The 19,947-nt window shown below is 38.6% G+C and carries 18 protein-coding genes; 17 read left to right on the top strand and 1 reads right to left on the bottom strand.

The genetic code is table 11. The features are described from left to right. Positions 1-91: 91 nt before the first annotated feature. The 3 genes from MRY82_10320 (at position 92) to MRY82_10310 (ending at position 2,645) form a co-directional block, all read left to right on the top strand. On the top strand, positions 92-757 hold the full coding sequence (locus tag MRY82_10320; protein MCI5073315.1) for a phosphatidylserine decarboxylase family protein: 666 nt from the start codon (positions 92-94) through the stop codon (positions 755-757). A gap of 148 nt (positions 758-905) precedes the next feature. Beyond that, the gene (pssA, locus tag MRY82_10315; protein MCI5073314.1) at positions 906-1,655 is read left to right on the top strand and encodes a CDP-diacylglycerol--serine O-phosphatidyltransferase; all 750 of its coding nucleotides are present in this window, start codon (positions 906-908) and stop codon (positions 1,653-1,655) included. Positions 1,656-1,796: 141 nt separating this feature from the next. Next, positions 1,797-2,645, top strand: coding sequence for a DUF4097 domain-containing protein (locus tag MRY82_10310; protein MCI5073313.1), 849 nt, complete (start codon positions 1,797-1,799; stop codon positions 2,643-2,645). A 50-nt stretch (positions 2,646-2,695) separates the two neighbouring features. Here the strand turns inward: MRY82_10310 and pepE are convergent, their stop codons facing one another. Beyond that, positions 2,696-3,421 carry a dipeptidase PepE gene (pepE, locus tag MRY82_10305; GenBank protein ID MCI5073312.1) on the bottom strand — a complete coding sequence of 242 codons (726 nt, stop codon included), beginning with the start codon at positions 3,419-3,421 and terminating at the stop codon, positions 2,696-2,698. A gap of 245 nt (positions 3,422-3,666) precedes the next feature. Here pepE and MRY82_10300 point away from each other — a divergent pair, with 245 nt between their 5' ends. The 14 genes from MRY82_10300 (at position 3,667) to MRY82_10235 (ending at position 19,772) form a co-directional block, all read left to right on the top strand. After that, a complete protein-coding gene (locus tag MRY82_10300) occupies positions 3,667-5,094 on the top strand; it encodes an OmpA family protein (GenBank protein MCI5073311.1) in 1,428 nt (475 codons plus the stop codon). Between the two features lie 214 nt (positions 5,095-5,308). Continuing rightward, a complete protein-coding gene (locus MRY82_10295) occupies positions 5,309-6,178 on the top strand; it encodes a hypothetical protein (GenBank protein ID MCI5073310.1) in 870 nt (289 codons plus the stop codon). Between the two features lie 106 nt (positions 6,179-6,284). Continuing rightward, the gene (gene recF / locus MRY82_10290; GenBank protein ID MCI5073309.1) at positions 6,285-7,394 is read left to right on the top strand and encodes a DNA replication and repair protein RecF; all 1,110 of its coding nucleotides are present in this window, start codon (positions 6,285-6,287) and stop codon (positions 7,392-7,394) included. 114 nt (positions 7,395-7,508) lie between these two features. Continuing rightward, positions 7,509-9,965, top strand: a complete 2,457-nt coding sequence (gene gyrB / locus MRY82_10285) for a DNA topoisomerase (ATP-hydrolyzing) subunit B (protein ID MCI5073308.1) — start codon at positions 7,509-7,511, stop codon at positions 9,963-9,965. 167 nt (positions 9,966-10,132) lie between these two features. Continuing rightward, positions 10,133-12,598, top strand: coding sequence for a DNA gyrase subunit A (gyrA, locus tag MRY82_10280; protein ID MCI5073307.1), 2,466 nt, complete (start codon positions 10,133-10,135; stop codon positions 12,596-12,598). A 457-nt stretch (positions 12,599-13,055) separates the two neighbouring features. Then, on the top strand, positions 13,056-13,829 hold the full coding sequence (locus MRY82_10275) for a tetratricopeptide repeat protein (protein MCI5073306.1): 774 nt from the start codon (positions 13,056-13,058) through the stop codon (positions 13,827-13,829). Positions 13,830-14,340: 511 nt separating this feature from the next. Further along, entirely contained in the window at positions 14,341-14,640 is a 300-nt protein-coding gene (locus MRY82_10270) for an AbrB/MazE/SpoVT family DNA-binding domain-containing protein (protein MCI5073305.1), read from the top strand. After that, a complete protein-coding gene (locus tag MRY82_10265; protein MCI5073304.1) occupies positions 14,628-14,957 on the top strand; it encodes a type II toxin-antitoxin system PemK/MazF family toxin in 330 nt (109 codons plus the stop codon). The genes MRY82_10270 and MRY82_10265 overlap by 13 nt, the downstream gene beginning before the upstream one ends. Positions 14,958-15,026: 69 nt before the next feature. Further along, entirely contained in the window at positions 15,027-16,310 is a 1,284-nt protein-coding gene (gene hemL, locus MRY82_10260; GenBank protein MCI5073303.1) for a glutamate-1-semialdehyde 2,1-aminomutase, read from the top strand. A 12-nt stretch (positions 16,311-16,322) separates the two neighbouring features. Then, positions 16,323-16,811: a YHS domain protein gene (locus MRY82_10255; protein ID MCI5073302.1), complete on the top strand. Its 489-nt coding sequence runs from the start codon at positions 16,323-16,325 to the stop codon at positions 16,809-16,811. Positions 16,812-16,914: 103 nt separating this feature from the next. Beyond that, positions 16,915-17,976, top strand: coding sequence for a permease (locus tag MRY82_10250; GenBank protein ID MCI5073301.1), 1,062 nt, complete (start codon positions 16,915-16,917; stop codon positions 17,974-17,976). 85 nt (positions 17,977-18,061) lie between these two features. Continuing rightward, positions 18,062-18,445 carry a hypothetical protein gene (locus tag MRY82_10245; GenBank protein ID MCI5073300.1) on the top strand — a complete coding sequence of 128 codons (384 nt, stop codon included), beginning with the start codon at positions 18,062-18,064 and terminating at the stop codon, positions 18,443-18,445. Between the two features lie 10 nt (positions 18,446-18,455). Then, positions 18,456-19,205, top strand: a complete 750-nt coding sequence (gene atpB, locus MRY82_10240; GenBank protein ID MCI5073299.1) for a F0F1 ATP synthase subunit A — start codon at positions 18,456-18,458, stop codon at positions 19,203-19,205. A 237-nt stretch (positions 19,206-19,442) separates the two neighbouring features. Further along, positions 19,443-19,772: an ATP synthase F0 subunit C gene (locus tag MRY82_10235; GenBank protein ID MCI5073298.1), complete on the top strand. Its 330-nt coding sequence runs from the start codon at positions 19,443-19,445 to the stop codon at positions 19,770-19,772. Positions 19,773-19,947 lie beyond the last annotated feature (175 nt).

Raw genomic sequence — 19,947 nt, 5'->3', positions numbered from 1 at the left:
CAAAGGTAGCCGGTACCTTTGGGTACTTTAATGAGAAGATTTATTGCGCAATAATGTGCGCTTAGCGTAACATTTTGTTATAAGACTAAGCATGAAACAGGTACAAAAACTTGAACGCTTTTTAGGTATTTGTGTTGAAGGCTTTCCGTTTATTGGTCTTAGCGTATTATTAACGGCCATTGTAAGCAACATCAGCTGTATCTTAACCTATATTATGTTTGCATTAACCGTGTGGGTTATCTGGTTTTTTAGAGATCCAACGCGAGTTGCTGCAATAAAAGACAATGAAAAAGAATCTACATTGCTGTGTCCGGCCGATGGTACCGTGATTAAAATAGAACCAGCGCAAGACTTGTTTGCTGGAGAAGAAATGCAAAAAATTTCTATTTTTATGTCGGTGTTCAATGTCCATGTTAATCGCAGTCCCATTGAAGGCACAATCCATAAAATGCAATACAGGCCAGGCAAATTTTTTGCCGCTAATTTGGATAAAAGTTCCACAGATAATGAACGTTTGGCCTTTGAAATGCAGACAAAACAATTTGGCCGTATTGTTTTTGCCCAAATTGCAGGCCTTGTGGCCAGAAGAATTGTTTGTGCTGTTAAAGAAGGTCAAAGTATGCAGCAAGGCGAACGCTTTGGCATGATTCGTTTTGGTTCACGCATGGATATCTACATCAAGCATGAAGCCAAAATCAAAGTCAAACTCGGTGATAAAGTCAAAGCTGGGCAAAGTATCTTGGCTAAAATTGATTAAAAAGGCAGATCAAAACTAAGCTGTGCGTTTAATAAAGGGGACAGCTACCTTTTTAATAAAAAGGTAGCTGTCCCTGTTTTATTTGACCCAGAAGATTCAATAAAAACGCTGGTCAAAAAAGAGTACTTGGTGTTTGATAAAGCTGATTATGAGAAAAGGCATTTACATTCTTCCCAATTTGTTCACCACAGGCAATTTGTTTTTTGGATTTTTATCCATTCTAAACAGTTGGCATTACAGTTTAGGCTATCAGCACAGCCTATTAAAAAGTGGTTTGTTCATCATGGTGGCCGGTGTTTTGGATATGCTCGATGGACAAGTGGCCCGTAAAACCAACACCGGATCGCGCTTTGGTGAAGAGTATGATTCTTTGTGTGATGTCGTTTCTTTTGGCGTAGCTCCTATGGCCATGGTTTTTGCTTGGGGCCATTACTTTGCAGAAGAATTGGCTGTTGTGGCCTGCTTTTTTCATCTGGCTTGTGGTGCCATTCGTTTAGCACGCTTTAATGTGCAAAATAAAAGTACAGAAAAAAGTTATTTTCAGGGTATCCCCATACCCATGGGCGGTATGTTTTTTGTGCTCAGTGCTCTGGTGTTTAAGCCCACGCAAGATATTTGGTTCATGCAAGGTCAAGGCTTTATGATTATGTGTATGTTTACCGTACCATTTTTGATGGTCAGTCAAATTCCTTATTTATCCAGTAAGTCTTTGAGTTTAAACCGCAGGCAGCCATTGTTTGTCTTAATCCCCTTTGTTTTTATTGCCATGGCTTTATGGCTTAAACCCATACTTACTTTGTATGTTCTAGTCCTAACCTATATTGCCTCAGGTCCTTTGGGGGTTGTTTTGCGCGCAAGCAAAAAACTGTTGAAGAGAAAACCAATAGTGAAAGATTAAAGTGAGGGTGAGATCTACTTTGAACATAGTTTGATCAAAACAAAATAGCTTTAATTTATGTCAACTACTCAGATAATCTAGAGCACTTGGATTTTATAAAATTTGTCAAAAGCAAAAAGAATGATTAAGCTTTTAAGCCTAATGAAAAAAGATATTACATTCATGTTTGTTTTGGTTTCGCTTATTCTCAACGCAGTTCATGCGCAAAGTAAAAGCTTTTCCACAGAGGGATTAAAAGAGTTGCACGTCAACAATCTATCGGGTGACTTAGTTATTACAGCAGGTAAAGTTAGTGAACTGGCGGTTGACTATGAAAAACTTAAATTTTCTGAGCATTGTCAACTGACCATGGAAAAAAAATCTGAGCGTCTGGTGATTGAAGTTAAAAAAATTAAAAAACGCTGGCGAGACGGCTGTAAAGTTAAATTCAATATCCAAGTCCCAAAAAAGTTGGATTTAAAACTAAACGTTGGTTCCGGCAACATAAGGGCTGATGGCGTACACGGAGAAGCCAAGATCAATGTGGGCAGTGGGGATTTAAACTATACGTCGTCTTGGATTGATGAACTGGATGTTCAATCAGGTAGCGGTGATATTGAGGTTAAAGGTATATCAGGACAAGCAAAGCTTATGACCGGCAGCGGTGAAATAAAGCTTGATTACGCTGAGCATGCAGTGCCGGAAATGCTTACTGTCCGCAGTGGCAGTGGGAGCATACAGGCCACTGGCTTAAAAAGCAGCGTTGATATTATTACCGGTAGCGGTAGTGTTGATTTATCCTTTAATCAAAGAATGCAAAACAAGGGTGAAGTATCCATAAAATCTGGTAGCGGCGATGCTCATGTTCATTTTCCAAAAAATGTATCAGAAATAAATATAGATCATAAAGCCGCCAGTGGCCGGGTTAAAACCAATATTGCACAAAAGACTACCGCTGCATGGACCATATACATGCGCAGCGCCAGTGGTGATTTAAATATTACGCAATAGAGTAAAACAATTAGATAGCGTTTGATATCAGTTTAAAGCCTAGAGTCACCCTAACGTATGGTGACAAGAGAGTTTTGTTTAAAAACAACAGGATCTTTTTTTGGCTTTAATAACTTGGCATAACCCACAGGGCCTAAAGTATAGCGCCCATTTTCAACTTTTAAATAAGCGCCTTCAGCCATGGCTAAGACGGGTGTGTCATTTTCTTCATGGTATTCACGCAAGCGGTCATCACGGCTTTCACCGCCGTAAGCTTGCAAGTTGTCTTGGTCTGGGCCGTAATACAGTTTGCCTTCAGTATAATGGGCATTGATTTGAAATGGAATTAAGCTTAATGCTCCAAAACCATTGGGGGGACACATGATAGGCATATCATTGGTGTTGGCAATGGTGGGACAGGCTACGTTAGTTCCAGCACTGATGCCTATGTATGGCATGCCGGACAATACTTTTTCACGTATGACTTCAATCAATTTATATTCCTGCAAACGGTACAGCAGTCTAAAAGTGTTTCCGCCACCGATATAAATGGCTTCGGCTTTCTCAATGGCTTTGCTTGGTGAGTCAAATTGATGAATCCCTACAAGTTCACAATCAAGATCATCATGGTACTGCTGCATTTTTTGTTCATAAAGATCATGATCAGCCAGGGCATAAGGAATAAAAACAACTTGTTTAGCTTTTTGACTGTGTTGCTTAACAGCCTCTTTCCAGGCATTCACTCGCTCTGGAATTTTGTTGGTGCCACCACTGCCTAATAGTAATGATTGATTCATACGATAGAAACTGCATTTTTTTTTTAAAGAGGTCAAGAATCATATTTGTATTTTATGAAAAACAACAAATGCATTAAAAAAAGCTATGATTTCAATAACAAAAACTAAAAAATAGTAAAAAAGCTTGCTTTTACTAGGTTTTTTTAAGAGACTTTCAAGACGTTATGCAAGGCTTGTTTTTGTTGTGCAGTACGACTTAAATAAATCAAGCTAAATGTTTAATAAAAAGAAGGAGTATACAAACAATGTCAAAATTGAAACTATTAATTGCGTCCTTCTTGTTAGCCGGCGCGAGCTTTGCTGACCAAGTAGATACGCATTTATTTAATTTTTCTAACACACTGGAAACAGTGAGTGTTCACGGTGCACTTAATCCAAACAGTGAGCTTGCCGAGCATGGTTCACGTTTTATTTTTCGTGTTGCTTATGATTATCAAAATGATCCACTGGCCATTTCATCAGGCGGTACCCAAGTAGATCAATTGATTGATGATATTCAAACCATCAATGCTGGCTTTGGTATCTTAATAAACCCAAGAATTTTACTAGGTGTTGATGTACCTGTTCACCATGTTAATCTAACTTCAGTTGGTGCAACAGCAACAGGAGCTTCTGACCAAGACAGTTGGACAGTAGGTGATGTTACAGTTCATGCCAAAGTAAGGTTAAGCGGTGATGATTCAAAAGTGGCTTTTGCTGTTATGCCTTATGCTACTTTACCAACAGGTGACATAGAGTACTTTGTGTCAGATGACAGTTATGCTTTTGGTGGTAGATTTTTGGTTGATACCAGAGTTGCGGACCGTGTTGGTTTATACGCTAATGCTGGTTACACTCATGCCAGTAACGCAAACTTTCAAAACATTGATAGAGATAACCGTATTGAGTGGGGTGCTGCAGCTAGCATAGACTTGGTACAAGACAAAGGTTCTTTAGATGTTTTAGGTTTAAACTTAGAAGGTTTAGGATCTGTCAATGTCATTGATTATGAAGATGATCAAAATCCAATTGTTGTTCGTGGTGGTTTGAGAGCTAAATTAGGCAAAGCTGTTCTATTTGGTGGTGCATCATGGGATGGTATTGGCGAGTCTGAAAGTCAAGACTTCAGTTACTATGGTGGTCTTAAGCTTGCTTTAGGTGGCGCAGCTCCAGTTGCAGCCCCAGAGCCAGCTCCTGCTCCAGAGCCAACACCTGAGCCAACTCCAGAGCCAAAGGTAATGAAAGAAGTTATCAAAGAAAAGCTTGAAGTGGTTAAAAAAGAGTTGAGTGTTGTTCGTGAGATCAACTTTGCCAGTGGTAGTGCTCAAATTAAACCAGAAAGTCATGCAATCTTAGACAGTGCTGCTGAGAAACTAACACCATTTATGGATCAGATTTCTACCATTACTGTTCATGGACACACTGACACCACTGGTGGAGCAGCCTTGAACAAATCTTTAAGTCAAAAACGTGCTGAAGCGGTAGCAGCATACCTTGCTGGAAAAGGTATTGAGGCTTCTAAACTAAAAGCCGTTGGTCATGGTGAAGAAAATCCAAAAGTCTTCCCTGAAAAAACTGCTGAAGACAGACGTTTAAACAGACGTGTTGAGTTTGTTGTTAAAGATACAGTGACTGTAGAGAAAAATTTGGATGTACAAAAAGAAGTCATGCCTGCTGATGAAGAAGGTAAATAAGCTCATTTTTTATCCAAAGAAAGCTTAAAAAAGGGACCCTGCGGGGTCCCTTTTTTATTGGGTTCTTTCAATGATTCAGACTTAAGTAATTTTGAGTTCATCCTACAAAAGGTAAAAGCTTGTTTTTAACAGTAGCAATTGACATAATAAATCATAAGTATTACCGATGAAGTTGTTTTAGGATGGTGTGTTTATTTTTAAGGAAAGGTTGTTCATGTCTAAAGTGGCTCAGTGTTTGAGTATTGTTATGGTTTCATTTTTGTTTAATGAAGTCTATGCTAAACCAATGGTTATTGCGCATCGAGGTGCAAAAAAAATATGGCCCGAGAATACCATTTACGCTTTTAAACAAGCTAAGAATGCAGGAGCAGAAGCTTTAGAGCTGGATGTACAAGTCAGTAAAGATCAAGTTCCAGTTGTCTATCACGCAAGAAATGTATCCAAGTGGACCAATGGGAATGGAAAAATTAGCGATCTTACGGTAAGTGAAATTAAAGCGCTAAATGCAGCGTACAAATTTGAAAAAAATAATGAGTTCCCTTTCCGATCAATGAATCTCAAAATTCCAACTTTGCAAGAGGTTTTAGAAGAGTTTCCAGATGATACAATGATTGTAGATATGAAATCTCTACCAGAAGAAGTGTTAGTGAATGCTTTGATTAAAACAATATCAGATACAGATTGGTCTCGTTTGGTTTTTTACTCAACCAATGCAAAACATTTGCAGCTACTCAAAGAAAAAAAGCCAGAAGCCATTACGTTTGAAAGCAGAGATGAAACAAGGGCTCGCCTTCTTAATCATGAAAACTCTAATCAATGTATAGACGAAGGCAAAGAGTCTTGGGTTGGGTTTGAGCTAGCCAGAAAAATGACGGTGCTCGAAAAATTTGCTCTAGGTTCCTCACAAACAGACCTTTGGTTCAAGCTTTGGGACAGAGGTGCAGTAAAGTGTACAAAAAAAATGACCCAAGGAGCAAAAGTTGTTTTGTTTGGTATTAATACACGTGAACAATACAAGCAAGCCATCAAGTTGAAAGTTGATGCTGTTTTTACCGATGACCCTAGTGCAATTTTAAGTCAATAAAAATAAAGTTTAATCTGACATACGGCCGATTTGCAAAATATGGCAAAAAAGGTGGAGGCACATTGAACTTGAACAGTTGTGCAGATGCAGGTAGGTTTGGCAAGGCATGATTCGTATTGAGAAAGTGAAATTGGAAAACGCGCGTCCTTATGATTTGTGTCAAATTCAGCCCCAGTCGCATTTGAATGTTATTGTTGGCCAAAATGGTACCGGCAAAACTACCGTTTTAGAAGCCATTTACATTGCTTTGACGGGAAAATCTTTTAAGACCAGTCGTTTAAAAGAGTTTATTCAAAAAGATAAAGACTACTGTAAAATACAGATCCATCTTAGTGAAGATGAGAGCCGTCAAGTCTTAATTAAAGCGCGCAGCAAAGAATTGTTAAAAAACGCCAACAAAGTTAGAAGTTTAAGTGATTTTTGCAAAGACATTGCCTGTATTTCTCTAATTCCAGAAGACATTGCTATGATTAACGGCTCATCACAATACAGAAGAAGTTACTTAGACCATATGCTGTTTTACCAAGATGCAGCTCACGCAAGTTGCTTACAAAACTATAAAAAAGCGCTCAGTCAAAAAAACAGTTTGCTCAAAGCTCAATTAAGTCTAAAAAATTATCTGGATCAAGTGGCCCCATGGCATCAACAAATGATTGAGTTGAATGATCAGATCAGGAAACACCGTTTGGCATTATTGGCGGACATTAAACCCTGGATAGAAGATTATTATACAAGTATCAGTGATGGTAAAGGTTTGTTGACGTTGCATTATCAAGCCAATGAAGATAACTTTGCTCAGAGTCTAGAGCAAAAAGCAGGTTTGGAGCATGCTTTAACCAGAACTTTATTGGGTTGTCACAAAGATGATGTTCATTTAATGTTAAATGAAAAAATTTTGTCCAGTTATGCCTCTCAAGGAGAAAAGTCCTCTGCTCTATTAGCACTTAAATTTGCAGAGCTTAGCTTTATCCAAAACATCCAACACAATATTATTCTATTGTTGGATGATATTGGCGGCACCTTGGATGAGCAGCGACGTAAAATTTTGTTGGATCGTTTAAATGAGCAAAAGTATCAAACCTTTATCACGACAGCGGATAAAAATATTGAAAGCTTAAGCCAAGCTTTGGGGGCAACGATCTATAAACAAGCGTCTGTTGAGTCCAGCTTTCCTGAATATTCAGTAAAATCACAGCTTTGGAAAAGTGAAAAATAAAATCAAGCGAAACAATATAACCTGTTGATTTCATAGTGTTTTTTGTGATAATTTTGATAAATTTATGCTGGCCATTGTTTACTAAGACGTGTATAACAAAAAAGTTTTGCAAAAATGGAAAGAGTTAAAAAGAACTCTTTTAAAGAAGAAAAAGGATTGATTTTGGCTAAAGATACATCAAGTTATTCAGCGTCTAGCATTAAAGTTTTAGAAGGTTTAGAAGCCGTAAGAAAAAGACCGGGCATGTACATTGGGGATACACACACCCGTGGTTTGCATCACTTGGTCTATGAAGTTGTTGATAACTCTATTGATGAGGCTTTGGCTGGATACTGTACAGAAGTTAATTTAACCATTCATGAAGATAATTCTATTACGGTCAAAGATAACGGCCGGGGTATTCCTGTGGGAATTCATGAAAAAGAGAAAATTCCTGCCGCTCAATTGGTACTGACCAAACTCCACGCTGGGGGTAAGTTTGATCACGGAACCTATAAAGTCTCCGGTGGTTTGCACGGTGTGGGGGTATCTTGTGTTAATGCTTTATCGGAAACTTTGGAGCTTGAAATTCACCGTGAAGGCAAAAAACATTTACAAAGTTACGAGCGCGGAATTCCCAAAACCAAATTAAAAGTAGCCGGGGATTCTAAAAAAACCGGAACCACCATAACATTTAAACCAGACGCAAAAATCTTTGAGGTCACCAAATACTCTTACGAGACTTTGGCCAGCCGTATGCGTGAATTGGCCTTTTTGAATTCCGGTATCACCATTACCATTGAGGATGAGCGCAGCGATAAAAAGCAAAAGTTTAAGTATGATGGCGGGGTTGAAGAGTTTGTTAAGCATTTGAACAAAAACAAAGAAACCTTTCATAAGCCAGTCAGCCTAAAAGGTAGCAAAGATAACATAGAGGTTGAGTTATCCATTCAGTACAACAATGGCTATGCAGAAAACGTTTTTACCTTTGTGAACAATGTGAACACCATTGAAGGCGGCACACATTTGGTGGGCTTTCGTTCAGCCTTAACACGCAGTATCAACAACTATGCAGCGGAAAACAATTTGCTCAAAGGTATAAAAGACAAACCTTCTGGAGATGATGTAAGAGAAGGTTTAACCGCGGTTATCTCAACCAAAGTGCCCGATCCTCAGTTTGAAGGTCAAACCAAAACCAAACTAGGGAACTCAGAAGTTAAAGGTATTGTAGAAACCATTGTCAATGAAGGCTTGACCAACTATTTGGCTGAACACCCAAGAGAAGCTAAAAAGATTATTTTAAAAGTTGTGGAAGCGGCGCGTGCACGTGAAGCTGCCCGTAAAGCAAGGGATTTGACCCGCCGTAAGAGCGCTTTAGAATTTTCATCTTTACCAGGAAAATTGGCTGACTGTCAGGAAAAAGATCCAGCTTTAAGTGAACTGTACATTGTTGAGGGTGATTCTGCGGGTGGTTCAGCCAAGCAAGGCCGTGAACGTAAAAGCCAAGCCATATTGCCGTTAAGAGGTAAAATTCTTAACGTAGAAAAAGCCCGCTTTGATAAAATGATTCAGTCCAATGAGATTCAAATTCTGATTCAAGTTTTGGGTACGGGTATTGGTAAAACAGACTTCAATATGGAAAAGCTGCGCTATCACAAAATTATTCTTATGACTGATGCGGATGTTGATGGTGCGCATATTCGAACCTTATTGTTAACCTTCTTTTATAGACAGATGCCGGATATTGTTGAACGCGGTTACTTGTATATTGCGCAACCTCCCCTTTTTAAAGTCAAAAAGAAAAACACAGAAAAATACCTTAAGGATGAAGCTGAGTTAAATCGGTATTTATTAGACTTGGTGGTTGAGGATGTAGAGCTGCATTTAACCACAAAAAAACAAAAGCTGACCAAGAAAAAACTGCAGGAATTTGTAACGCAATACCTAGAGTATCAAGACTTACTATTAAGAGTGAGTGCAAGAAACGAGTGGCGTGTAATTGATGCTTTGTTGATGCTAGGTTTGGCCAATACAGAAGCCTACAGCAATAAAAGTAATTTTGAAAAGCTGCAAAAAAACGTCAGCGCATATGTGCAGGAAAACTATCCACACATTATGCCAGTTGTCTATCAGCTTGAAGAAAAAGACGGTGAACAGATTTGTACGATTAGCAGTAAAGATAAAGGCAGCAAGCGAGATACGGTCCTTAGCACAGCATTTTTGAACAGTGAGCGTATGCAAAACCTGATTAAAAAAGCAAAGATTATAGAAGCCTATGTCGATGAAAGTTACGAACTCGTCACTAAAGACAAAACAGTAGAAAAATACAGTTTGTTTGACGTGGTAAAGTTCATTCTTGGTTTTGCCAGAAAAGGCTTGAACATTCAGCGTTACAAAGGTTTGGGTGAAATGAACCCTGATCAGTTGTGGGAAACCACCATGGACCCAGAAAAGCGTAACTTGCTTAAAGTGACCATTGAAGATGCGGTTGAAGCCGATGAAATTTTTACTGTACTGATGGGAGATGCTGTAGACCCACGTAGAAAATTCATTGAGCAAAATGCCTTAGCGGTTAGAAACCTGGATGTATAAAAGCAGGGCCTTGATTGGAAATTACAATTAACAATGAATACAGCAAAGAAAAAACAGTTTCTACCAGCTCAAACAACCCAAGGCTTGGGTTTGAAAAGGATCTCACGAAACTTATTTTTTGTTTCGAGCTTAAATTTTGAAAATAAAATGAAGGAAGGGCAATCGTCATGTCTTTAATTGCAGTTGATAGAGAAACACCAAAATCCATTGTGGAGGAAATGAAAGCCGCTTATTTGGATTATTCCATGAGCGTCATTGTGGGCCGGGCCTTGCCAGATATTCGTGATGGGCTTAAGCCAGTTCACAGACGTGTTTTGTATGGCATGTATGAAATGTCCAACTACCATAATAAGCCCTATAAAAAGTCGGCTCGTATTGTTGGGGATGTGATGGGTAAATACCACCCGCACGGTGATTCTGCTATTTATGATACCATTGTGCGTTTGGCGCAAGATTTTTCCATGCGTCATCCTTTGGTGGATGGACAAGGTAACTTTGGATCTGTCGATGGTGATGCCGCAGCAGCCATGCGTTACACTGAAATTCGTTTGGATAAAATTGCTGAAGAGTTTTTAGGAGATATAGATAAAGATACCGTTGAATTTGCACGCAACTACGATGATACCTTAAATGAGCCAAGAGTACTGCCGGCAAAAATCCCCAACCTTTTAGTGAATGGCGCCAGTGGTATTGCTGTGGGGATGGCCACCAATATTCCCCCGCATAACTTGGGAGAAATTTGTGATGCCCTCAATGCTTTGATTGCCAATCCAAAAATGGAGGATAAAGACTTATTTAAAATTGTCAAAGGCCCAGATTTTCCAACAGCTGGCTTAGTCTACGGTAAAGGTGGGATCAAAAAAGCCTATGAAACCGGCCGCGGTAAATTTAAAATCAGAGCAAAAACCACAATAGAAGCCATCAATAAAAAAGGCGATAAACAAGCCATTATTGTCAATGAGCTGCCTTACCAAGTCAACAAAGCTAAATTGCTTGAAGCCATAGCCCAGCAGGTGCGGGATAAAAAAATAGAAGGCATATCTGATTTAAGAGATGAGTCTGATCGTGATGGCATGCGTGTGGTGATTGAACTTAAACGTGATGCAACGCCGGCGGTGGTTTTAAACAAACTATACGCCAATACTCAAATGCAAACCTCTTTTGGTGTCATCATGTTGGCCTTGGTCAACAATAAGCCCAAAGTGGTGAGTTTGCGTGAAGCCTTAAGCTTGTTTATTGCGCATCGCAAACAAGTGGTAACACGAAGAACCTTATTTGAATTAAAAAAAGCTCAAGCCAAAGCTCATATTTTAGAAGGTTTAAAAATTGCTTTGGACAACTTAGATGCTGTCATTGCTTTGATCAGAAAATCTAAAGATCCAGTCATAGCCAAAGCGGGCTTATGTAAAAATTTTAAACTCAGTGAAAAACAAGCTACAGCTATTTTGGAAATGCGCTTGCAACGCTTGACCAACCTAGAGCGTGATAAGATCATTCAAGACTATAAAGATATTTTAAAGTTGATTGAAAAGCTTAAAACTATTTTAGCCGATGAACGTTTGGTTTATGAAATTGTGGGCAATGAGTTGGGTGAAATCAAAGAACAGTTTGCCAATCCCAGACGCAGTCAAATCAAAGCTGAGATTCAAGAGTTTGATGAAGAAGACTTGATTGAAGAAGAAGAAATGGTGGTCACCTTAACCCATGCTGGCTACATCAAGCGCAATCCGGTCAGTTTGTACAAAAGTCAGGGTCGAGGTGGTAAAGGTAAAGTGGGTACCGGCGTTAAAGATGAAGATTTTGTCACCGATGTCTTTGTGGCCAGTACGCATTCTTACATCATGGTCTTTTCTGACCGTGGTCGAGCTTACTGGTTAAAAGTACATGAGATTCCTCAAGCTGGAAGAACGGCAAAAGGAAGGCCTATTGTTAACTTGGTTCAACTTAAAGGCAGTGAAAAAATTACAGCCATTTTACCGGTCAGAGAGTTTACAGAAAATAAATTTATCATGATGGCCACGCGAAAGGGTAGCATTAAAAAAACGGACCTTATGCAATTTGCCAATCCCCGTTCAAGCGGTATCATTGCCTGCAATATCAGTGATGGAGATCGTTTGATTGGTGCAGAAATTACCGATGGTAAAAATGATGTCTTCTTGGCCACTAAAAATGGTTTGGCTATTCGCTTTGGTGAAAAAGATGTGCGTAGTATGGGCCGCCAAGCTGGAGGTGTTAGAGGGATAACGCTTAAGGGTGATGATGAAGTTGTAGGTATGAATGTTCTTACTGAAGAAAGTACCATTTTAACCACAACAGAAAAAGGTTATGGTAAGCGTACCGATACAAAAGAGTATAGATCACAGAGCAGATCAGGCAAAGGTATTATCACCATTAAGGTAACCGATAAAAATGGACCGGTTATTGGTATTTCACAAGTAAGTGATGAGGATGATGTCATGTTGATCAGCAACCAAGGTCAAATTATTAGAACCAAAGCCAGCGGTATCTCTGTGATGGGAAGGTCTACGCAGGGTGTACGTTTGATGAAAGTGAAAGCCGGTGAAAGCCTGGTCTCACAAGCAAAAATCATCAATGAGGAAGCTGCACAAGAAGACTTGCCTTTGGATGAGTAAGTTTTTACGTATGCTTGGATACAATAGATAAGTCTTACCAGTTACAGCAGTCTTTTTAGCAAAAGGTTCTTGCAGGAACAAATTCTTATCGATGGTCAAAACAAGGTTTTATGTCTTGAGTTATTGAGTTGAGTAATACTTTTTACCTAGCAGAGTACCCAAGGGATACTGGGCAATTAAGTGAGCAATTTAATATAAGCCTTGATGTTTCATGACCACTATGGTGGACATGACATGTATGGATAAAAGTCAAATTCTAGATCAAAGTTTCACAAGAGATGGCTCTGGATAATGATAAAGAGCCATCAAGTTGTTGAAAGGGAAATGAACTTATGTCTAGAAATCTTGTTGAATGACAGGTTAAAAAGATAGGCAAATTGCATTATTGAATTTGCTGGTTTTTTTATGGGCAGTGCAATTAATTTTTGTTATTCACGCTTTATAGATGAAAAAAACAATGTCCATACTATCCTTGATTGGTTTGCTTATATTAACGGGTTGCGCAGAGTATGCCTTTTATCAAGCAGAAAAACAGCGTCACAATAAGCGCTATTATCAGAGTGTGGCATCCTATTTAAAATTTGCTCATAAACATGCAGATCATAGAAAAGCAGCACAAGCAGTGTATAGAGCTGCAAAAATTCAACAAGATATTTTATTGGATATCAAACAAGCCCATGAAAACTTTAGTATGTTGGTGGATAAATTTCCGGTAGGCAACTATACCCTGTTGGCTCAAGAAGAAATTGCCCACATACAAAAAGATATTTTCAGACAATATGACCAAGCCATCATCGAATATGAAAAGTTACTGGATATTTCACCAGATTATCCCAACAAGTATCAGGTAAAAAAAGCTATGGCAGAATGCTACACCAAGCTAAACCAATATGAACAAGCAGATATAGAGTACATGGAGTTGATTAAAAACTTTCCCAACCAGGCCCAGAGCCAAGAAGTCTTCTTTGCAATTGCTAACAATGCTTATATTGGCAACAAGCCAAAAAAAGCCATTGAATATTATCATAAAGTCTTAGAGCAAACTCCTAAAGATCATAAAAAGGGTGAAGCATTATTCAACATTGCAGCCGCCTATGAAGACATGGATAATTTTGCCAAAGCCAAAAGCTTTTATTTGCAAGCCAAAAACTTTTATCCCAACCCAGAGATTATTGATATTCGCCTCAAAGCATTAAGAAAAAGACAAAGTAAAAAATTTAGAGCAAAATAAGCATTCAGGTGCACCTTAGTGCATGAATCATGATGAGCGTTAATAGAGTCGTTTAAAATAGAATTAGGACGCAAGAAAAAAATACTACTTTATCAGCTCAAACAGTTGACAGATAAAGCCTACCAAAAACTCCCGTAAGGTGCACTTTATAAGTCGCTATGCTCCTATGAAAGGTCTGTCGCTGTACATGGAGTATTTTTTCTTGCTTAAAGGTATTGTCCTAATTTTTACTGAAACATCCATAATAAAGTAAAAAAAGCAGATAGCCAAAGTTGTCTGCTTATAAGATTAAACTAAAAAGCAATAATCGTTTTTTTTGGATGGAGAATGTTTTGCTCCTGCAAGCAGTGGACACACATTAAAAATCAACAAAATAGTCAACAAACTTCTTTACATAGGCATACACTAAGCGTGTTAATAAAATAACAGCAACTTTAAAACAGATCTTTCGTTAATACTAAAAGCTGTGCTGTAGCTTTTATTAGCCATAAAGCTTGCTGGTTTACAGGCTATGTTTTTAGCCATTGACAAGTATATACAAAGTAATTACAATGAAAGCATGACATTAAAACTTATACAAATTGGTAATTCAAAAGGTATTCGTATTCCTAAAGCTTTGTTAGAGCAGTGTGAATTGCAAGATGAAGTTATTGTAGAGGTAAAAGATAAACGTATGGTTATTTATGCAGCTGGAAATAAAAGATCTGGTTGGAAAAAAGAGTTCAATCGCATGCATTCCATGCAAGATGATAGCTTGTTGGATGAAAATCATACACAGAGTGACTGGGATGAAAACGAATGGCAGTGGTAGGAAAACGCTTCGATGTGATTTTGGTCAACTTAGATCCTACAGTAGGCCATGAAATTAAAAAAACCAGACCGTGTTTAGTGATTTCACCTGATGAAATGAATCAATACATTCAAACTAGAGTCGTTGCTCCAATGACCACAAAAGGCCGTAGTTATCCAACAAGAATAGCGTGCAGCTTTAGCAATAAAAAAGGCCAGATTGTCTTGGATCAAATAAGAACCATAGATCAGAAACGCATGATTAAAAAATTAGGACGCATAGACTTAAGAGTACAAAAAAAAGTCAGCACCCTACTTGTAGAAATGTTTTCTTATTGAAAAAATATAACTTTAAAAAATCCCTTAGTTGTCACGCTGCCTGCTTTTGTTTATAGTCTGATCATGACCATGAAAAGACCGCTTTCTGAAGAACTTTTTATCACCGCCCAAAAAATAATGCCAGGTGGGGTTAACTCTCCCGTGCGTTCATTTGCATCTGTGGGTGGACACCCTTTTTATGTAGAAAAAGGCAAAGGCGCCAAAATCACCGACGCCGATGGTAACAGCTATATAGATTATGTCATGAGCTGGGGGCCTCTTATTTTTGGACATGCGCACCCTGACATATTGGCTAAAATAGAAAAAACATTACATAACGGTACATCATTTGGTGCTTGCAGTGGTTTTGAAATTGAGTTGGCTAAACTGGTTACCCAAAGTGTTCCCAGTGTAGAAAAAGTACGTTTTGTTAATTCAGGAACAGAAGCCTGTATGAGCGCCATACGCCTGGCTCGTGGCTATACAGGGCGTAAAAAAATCTTAAAATTTAATGGCTGCTACCACGGACATGCAGATGCATTTTTGGTTGAAGGTGGATCAGGTGTAGCAACCTTAGGTATTCCTGGCTCACCAGGTGTTCCACAAGAAACCGTTCAAGATACCATGAGTATCTCTTACAATGATCTTGACTTGCTAGAGAAAACCATAAAACAATCACCCAAAGATTATGCTGCCATAATTGTAGAGCCGATTGCCGGTAACATGGGCTTGGTTGAACCCAAACCCGGATTTTTACAAGCTATTAGAAAACTGTGTGATGATTATGGCATTGTTTGTATTTTTGATGAAGTGATGACCGGGTTTAGAGTTCATAAACATAGTGCTCAGGGTTTGTATGATATTAAGCCTGACTTGACGTGTTTGGGTAAAATTATTGGCGGTGGTATGCCGGTAGGTGCCTATGGCGGAAAAAAGAAAATCATGGATTATATTGCGCCCTTGGGTCCGGTTTATCAGGCGGGAACTTTGTCTGGTAACCCTGTGTGTATGGCAGCAGGGATTAAAACTTTAAAAATGCTTAAAGAAGAAAGTCCCTATGAAACTTTGGAGCACAGAAGCCGATACCTGCAAGAAGAGTTAGAAAAAGAAGCTCAGAAAGCTGGAGTTGCAGTCAAAGTCAATCGCGTCGGTTCCATGTTAACCTTGTTTTTTTCCGAGCATGATATCAATGATTTTGAAAGCAGCAAACAGAGCCATCAAGAAAAATTCAGCAAGTATTTTCAAGCCATGTTGGAGCAGGGTGTTTATTTGCCCCCCTCTGCCTTTGAGTGCTGGTTTATTTCTACAGCCCATGATGAAAGCATTTTGCAACAAACCATAGCTGCTCACAAAGAAGCGCTTCAAAAAATATAGGAACATGAAAAAGTGAAAGTACAAAAAATAATTTTAAAATGCGCTAAAAAGATTGGCTTTGTACTTTTCTTTTTGTCTTTGCTGTTCAATGCAATACATGCCAATGCGTCTGTGGCTTATTATCAAAGCAAAGGTATCTTTATTGATGGCTATGATCCAGTGGCTTATATCAAACAGAATAAAGCCATCAAAGGGCAAAAGAAATTTCAGCATCACCATGAAGGAACAGTTATTTATTTCAGCTCTAAAGCCAATCAGCAGGCATTTCTCAGCAATCCAGATGTATTTTTACCGCAATATAAAGGATGGTGCGCTTATGCCATGGCCGATAGTGGTGACTTGGTAGAGATAGATCCAAAAAGTTTTAAGGTCATCAATGGCAAGATATACCTGTTCTACAAAAGCTGGCTGAGCAACACTTTAAAAAAATGGAATAAAAAAGATGATGCCCGTCAAATTCAGCAAGCCAATAAAAATTGGCAACTAAAGCATGTAAGATAAAAAACTTCATGAATCAACAATTATTAAATAGATTGTTTCAGAGTAAGCGCAAAAAGCCCTGCTCCACGTTGACAAGGGAGATCTTGCGGCGTATGTTCCGTGTATGGAGTGTTGTCCACCAGAAGAAAAACAAAACAGTTGTCACCCTCAAAAGAACAAACGGTCTTGGTATTCTTTTTTTAGACTGATGTTGCTTTGTGCAAGTGTGCTGTACATAGGACATCTGCTCAACAGTGTGTACTTTAACATTGAGAATAAACATGCGCACCTTCTGCATGCTTTTTATGAACTGATGAATTTAATGTCCTGGGGTATTGCTTTGGGTATTGTGTTTGTGGGTTTATTGTCATTTGTTCCTAGAGAGTATGTGATTTCTGTTTTAGGCAAGCCAAGAACCAAAGTGGGTTTGATCCGTGCAACTTTGGCCGGATTACTTTTGGATTTATGCAACCACGGTATTTTGATGGTGGGGATGAAGCTTTATGAACGGGGAGCCAGTTTGGGTCAAACCATGGCTTTTTTAATTGCCAGCCCATGGAATTCTTTTTCTTTAACCTTAATTCTTTGGGCATTGATGGGCTTTAAATGGATGCTGGTGTTTGTGGTTTTGTCTGCGGTCATTGCGTTTGTGTCTGGAATGATTTTTGATTTATTGGAAAATAAAAAAATTTTGCCAGCCAATCCACATCAAGTTGAGTTGACTCCAGACTTTAAACTTTGGACGCAGCTAAAACGGGACTGGAGCACTTACCAGTTTCAATGGCTGGATATTTGGCATATGCTTAAAAACGGTTTTAAAGATTCCAGGATGATTATTCAGTGGATTATTTTTGGGGCGCTGCTTTCCAGCATCATAAAAACTTATGTACCCACAGATATTTTTACGCAGTATTTTGGTCCCAGCTTGCTGGGTTTGGGTGCTACCCTGCTGGCAACAACTGTGATTGAAGTCTGTTCAGAGGGAGCTGCTCCGGTAGCGGCAGATTTTATCAACAGAGCCGCAGCCCCGGGCAACAGTTTTACCTTTTTGATGGCCGGTGTTTCTACAGACTATACAGAGATTATGGCCTTAAAAGAAACCACGCACTCTTGGAAAATAGCACTATTTTTACCGCTTATCACTGTGCCCCAAATATTAATTTTGGGATATCTGCTCAATCAATAAAAAGACAGTTACTACAAAGCTACCCGTTTGTGCTTTTGAGATTTTCATTGACGAATAAGCGTATAATGAATATGCCAGAGCAACAATGAGTAAATTAAATCACGGTGTCGCCATTGTTTTTGCTGTTTGTACAGCAGGGTTGGCTTTTTTTGTTTCAGGCCAAATTGCAGCAATATCAGTCATTTTTGGTGCAGGTCTCATGTATTTGAATTTTTTATTATTGATTAAAATAGGTAAAATGATTTTTACGGCCAAGCAAAGTGGAGAACAAATCAAAGGGGGAGTACTGTTTGTTGCTAAACTATTGGTTTTATTTGGACTGGCATATGCCCTTACGGAGTTTGTAGACTTATTTTGGTTTGGTATTTCTTTGGCAGGAATGATCTTGACGGTTGCTTTTTTAACAGTTAAAGAGCAACAGTCTTTAGGTTCAGGTGAATCTATAGAAAAAACAGTAAACAAATATTAAAGGTAGAAATATGGAACATCATCCACATACTTGGTTTCATTTTATTCCAGGGGTTAATCACCATAATGTGCATATGATTACAACGAGTTTTGTTGTGCTTATGTTGGTTGCCGGCAGTTTAATTATATATCCGCGTCTCAAAGTAGCGCAAGCCAACCTCATTCCAGATAAAAAGTTCAACTTAAAAACTTTTTTTGAGCTTTTGGTTGAAGTTTTAGCCGGTTTAAGCAAAGACGTGATTGGTCCCAATCACTATAAATACCTGCCCTTTGTTGGCACCATTTTTATGTTCATTTTCTTTTCCAATCTTATTGGTATGATTCCGGGCTTTTTGCCCCCTACAGAAAATTGGGCAACCGGGGCAGCTGTGGCCATTATTTCATTTATTGCCTACAATTACTTTGGCTTTGCTGAGCAGGGGCCTGCGTATGTAAAACATTTTATGGCACCGCTATCCTTAAAAGGGGTTAAAAATATTTTTGCATTTGGTATTTTGTTCATTTTACTTGTTGGTTTTCAGGTGTTTTTTATAGGAGTTGAATTAATAGGTAATGTATTAAGGCCAATAACGTTATCGATAAGGTTGTTTGCAAACATCACAGCAGACCACCAGCTTTTAGGATCATTTATTGAGCTTTTTGAATGGGGACTTCCAATTCCATTCATGATTTTGGGAATCTTTGTGTCCTTCATGCAGGCCTTTATTTTCACGTTATTATCCATGGTTTATATCTCCATGGCGGTATCGCACGACCATTAGACTTGTGTGCAAAAAAAAGTTTGGCTGCGAAGGAAAACCCGCAGCTAGATGTGTTGGTGAAACAGCACATGAGACAATTTGCCAAACGCAAATCGTCGACTTGAAAGTCAAGCTTCAGGCTTTCACATAAAAATAAAAATGGGTTTTTATTTTTATGCAATCAACAAATGCTTTTAAAAGGCAATTGAAGCAGGGGTAAAAGCGATGACTTTTACGTCAAAAAATAAGGAGAAAAAAATGTCATTAAAACATGTTTTTGGTTTGGTTTTGGTGTTGGGTTTAGGTGCAGCATTTGCTGAAAATACTGAAGGTGCACAAGAAACAGTTGCTGCAGCTTCTAATGGTACCATGTGGTATGCAATTGCAGCAGCCTTTGGTATGGCCATTGCTTCTTTTGGTGGAGCTTCAGCTCAGTCCAGAGCAGTTGCAGCAGCATTAGAAGGTATTGCTCGCAACCCCGGTGCGCAAAATAAAGTGTTTATTCCAATGATTTTGGGTGTTGCCTTTATCGAGACAGTTGTTTTGTTTTCATATTTGATTGCAAGCGGCATTCTTAAAAAAATGTAATCATTCTAAAATAATAATAAAAAACCACTTTTATTTTGATTAATAAAAGTGGTTTTTTTATACGCTCTCAAGCTCTTGCATATTAAAGAAAATGCACTATATTGTTTCATCTGAACAAAAAACAGTTTCCCTCTAGGTACGGCGTACCTAGAGGGAAATTTATAATAAGGTAAGA

Source organism: bacterium (assembly GCA_022763185.1).
GTDB lineage: Bacteria > Bdellovibrionota_G > JALEGL01 > JALEGL01 > JALEGL01 > JALEGL01.
This window is presented reverse-complemented; position numbering and strand designations above follow the sequence as displayed.

Coding starts and splice junctions, on each gene's coding strand:
- gyrA (MCI5073307.1), top strand. CDS start 10,133: ATGTCTTTAATTGCAGTTGATAGAGAAACACCAAAATCCATTGTGGAG.
- MRY82_10250 (MCI5073301.1), top strand. CDS start 16,915: ATGGAGTGTTGTCCACCAGAAGAAAAACAAAACAGTTGTCACCCTCAA.
- pepE (MCI5073312.1), bottom strand. CDS start 3,421: ATGAATCAATCATTACTATTAGGCAGTGGTGGCACCAACAAAATTCCA.
- MRY82_10300 (MCI5073311.1), top strand. CDS start 3,667: ATGTCAAAATTGAAACTATTAATTGCGTCCTTCTTGTTAGCCGGCGCG.
- MRY82_10270 (MCI5073305.1), top strand. CDS start 14,341: ATGTTTTTAGCCATTGACAAGTATATACAAAGTAATTACAATGAAAGC.
- MRY82_10295 (MCI5073310.1), top strand. CDS start 5,309: ATGTCTAAAGTGGCTCAGTGTTTGAGTATTGTTATGGTTTCATTTTTG.
- recF (MCI5073309.1), top strand. CDS start 6,285: ATGATTCGTATTGAGAAAGTGAAATTGGAAAACGCGCGTCCTTATGAT.
- MRY82_10265 (MCI5073304.1), top strand. CDS start 14,628: ATGGCAGTGGTAGGAAAACGCTTCGATGTGATTTTGGTCAACTTAGAT.
- atpB (MCI5073299.1), top strand. CDS start 18,456: ATGGAACATCATCCACATACTTGGTTTCATTTTATTCCAGGGGTTAAT.
- MRY82_10275 (MCI5073306.1), top strand. CDS start 13,056: ATGTCCATACTATCCTTGATTGGTTTGCTTATATTAACGGGTTGCGCA.
- MRY82_10320 (MCI5073315.1), top strand. CDS start 92: ATGAAACAGGTACAAAAACTTGAACGCTTTTTAGGTATTTGTGTTGAA.
- hemL (MCI5073303.1), top strand. CDS start 15,027: ATGAAAAGACCGCTTTCTGAAGAACTTTTTATCACCGCCCAAAAAATA.
- pssA (MCI5073314.1), top strand. CDS start 906: ATGAGAAAAGGCATTTACATTCTTCCCAATTTGTTCACCACAGGCAAT.
- MRY82_10245 (MCI5073300.1), top strand. CDS start 18,062: ATGAGTAAATTAAATCACGGTGTCGCCATTGTTTTTGCTGTTTGTACA.
- MRY82_10310 (MCI5073313.1), top strand. CDS start 1,797: ATGAAAAAAGATATTACATTCATGTTTGTTTTGGTTTCGCTTATTCTC.
- gyrB (MCI5073308.1), top strand. CDS start 7,509: ATGGAAAGAGTTAAAAAGAACTCTTTTAAAGAAGAAAAAGGATTGATT.
- MRY82_10235 (MCI5073298.1), top strand. CDS start 19,443: ATGTCATTAAAACATGTTTTTGGTTTGGTTTTGGTGTTGGGTTTAGGT.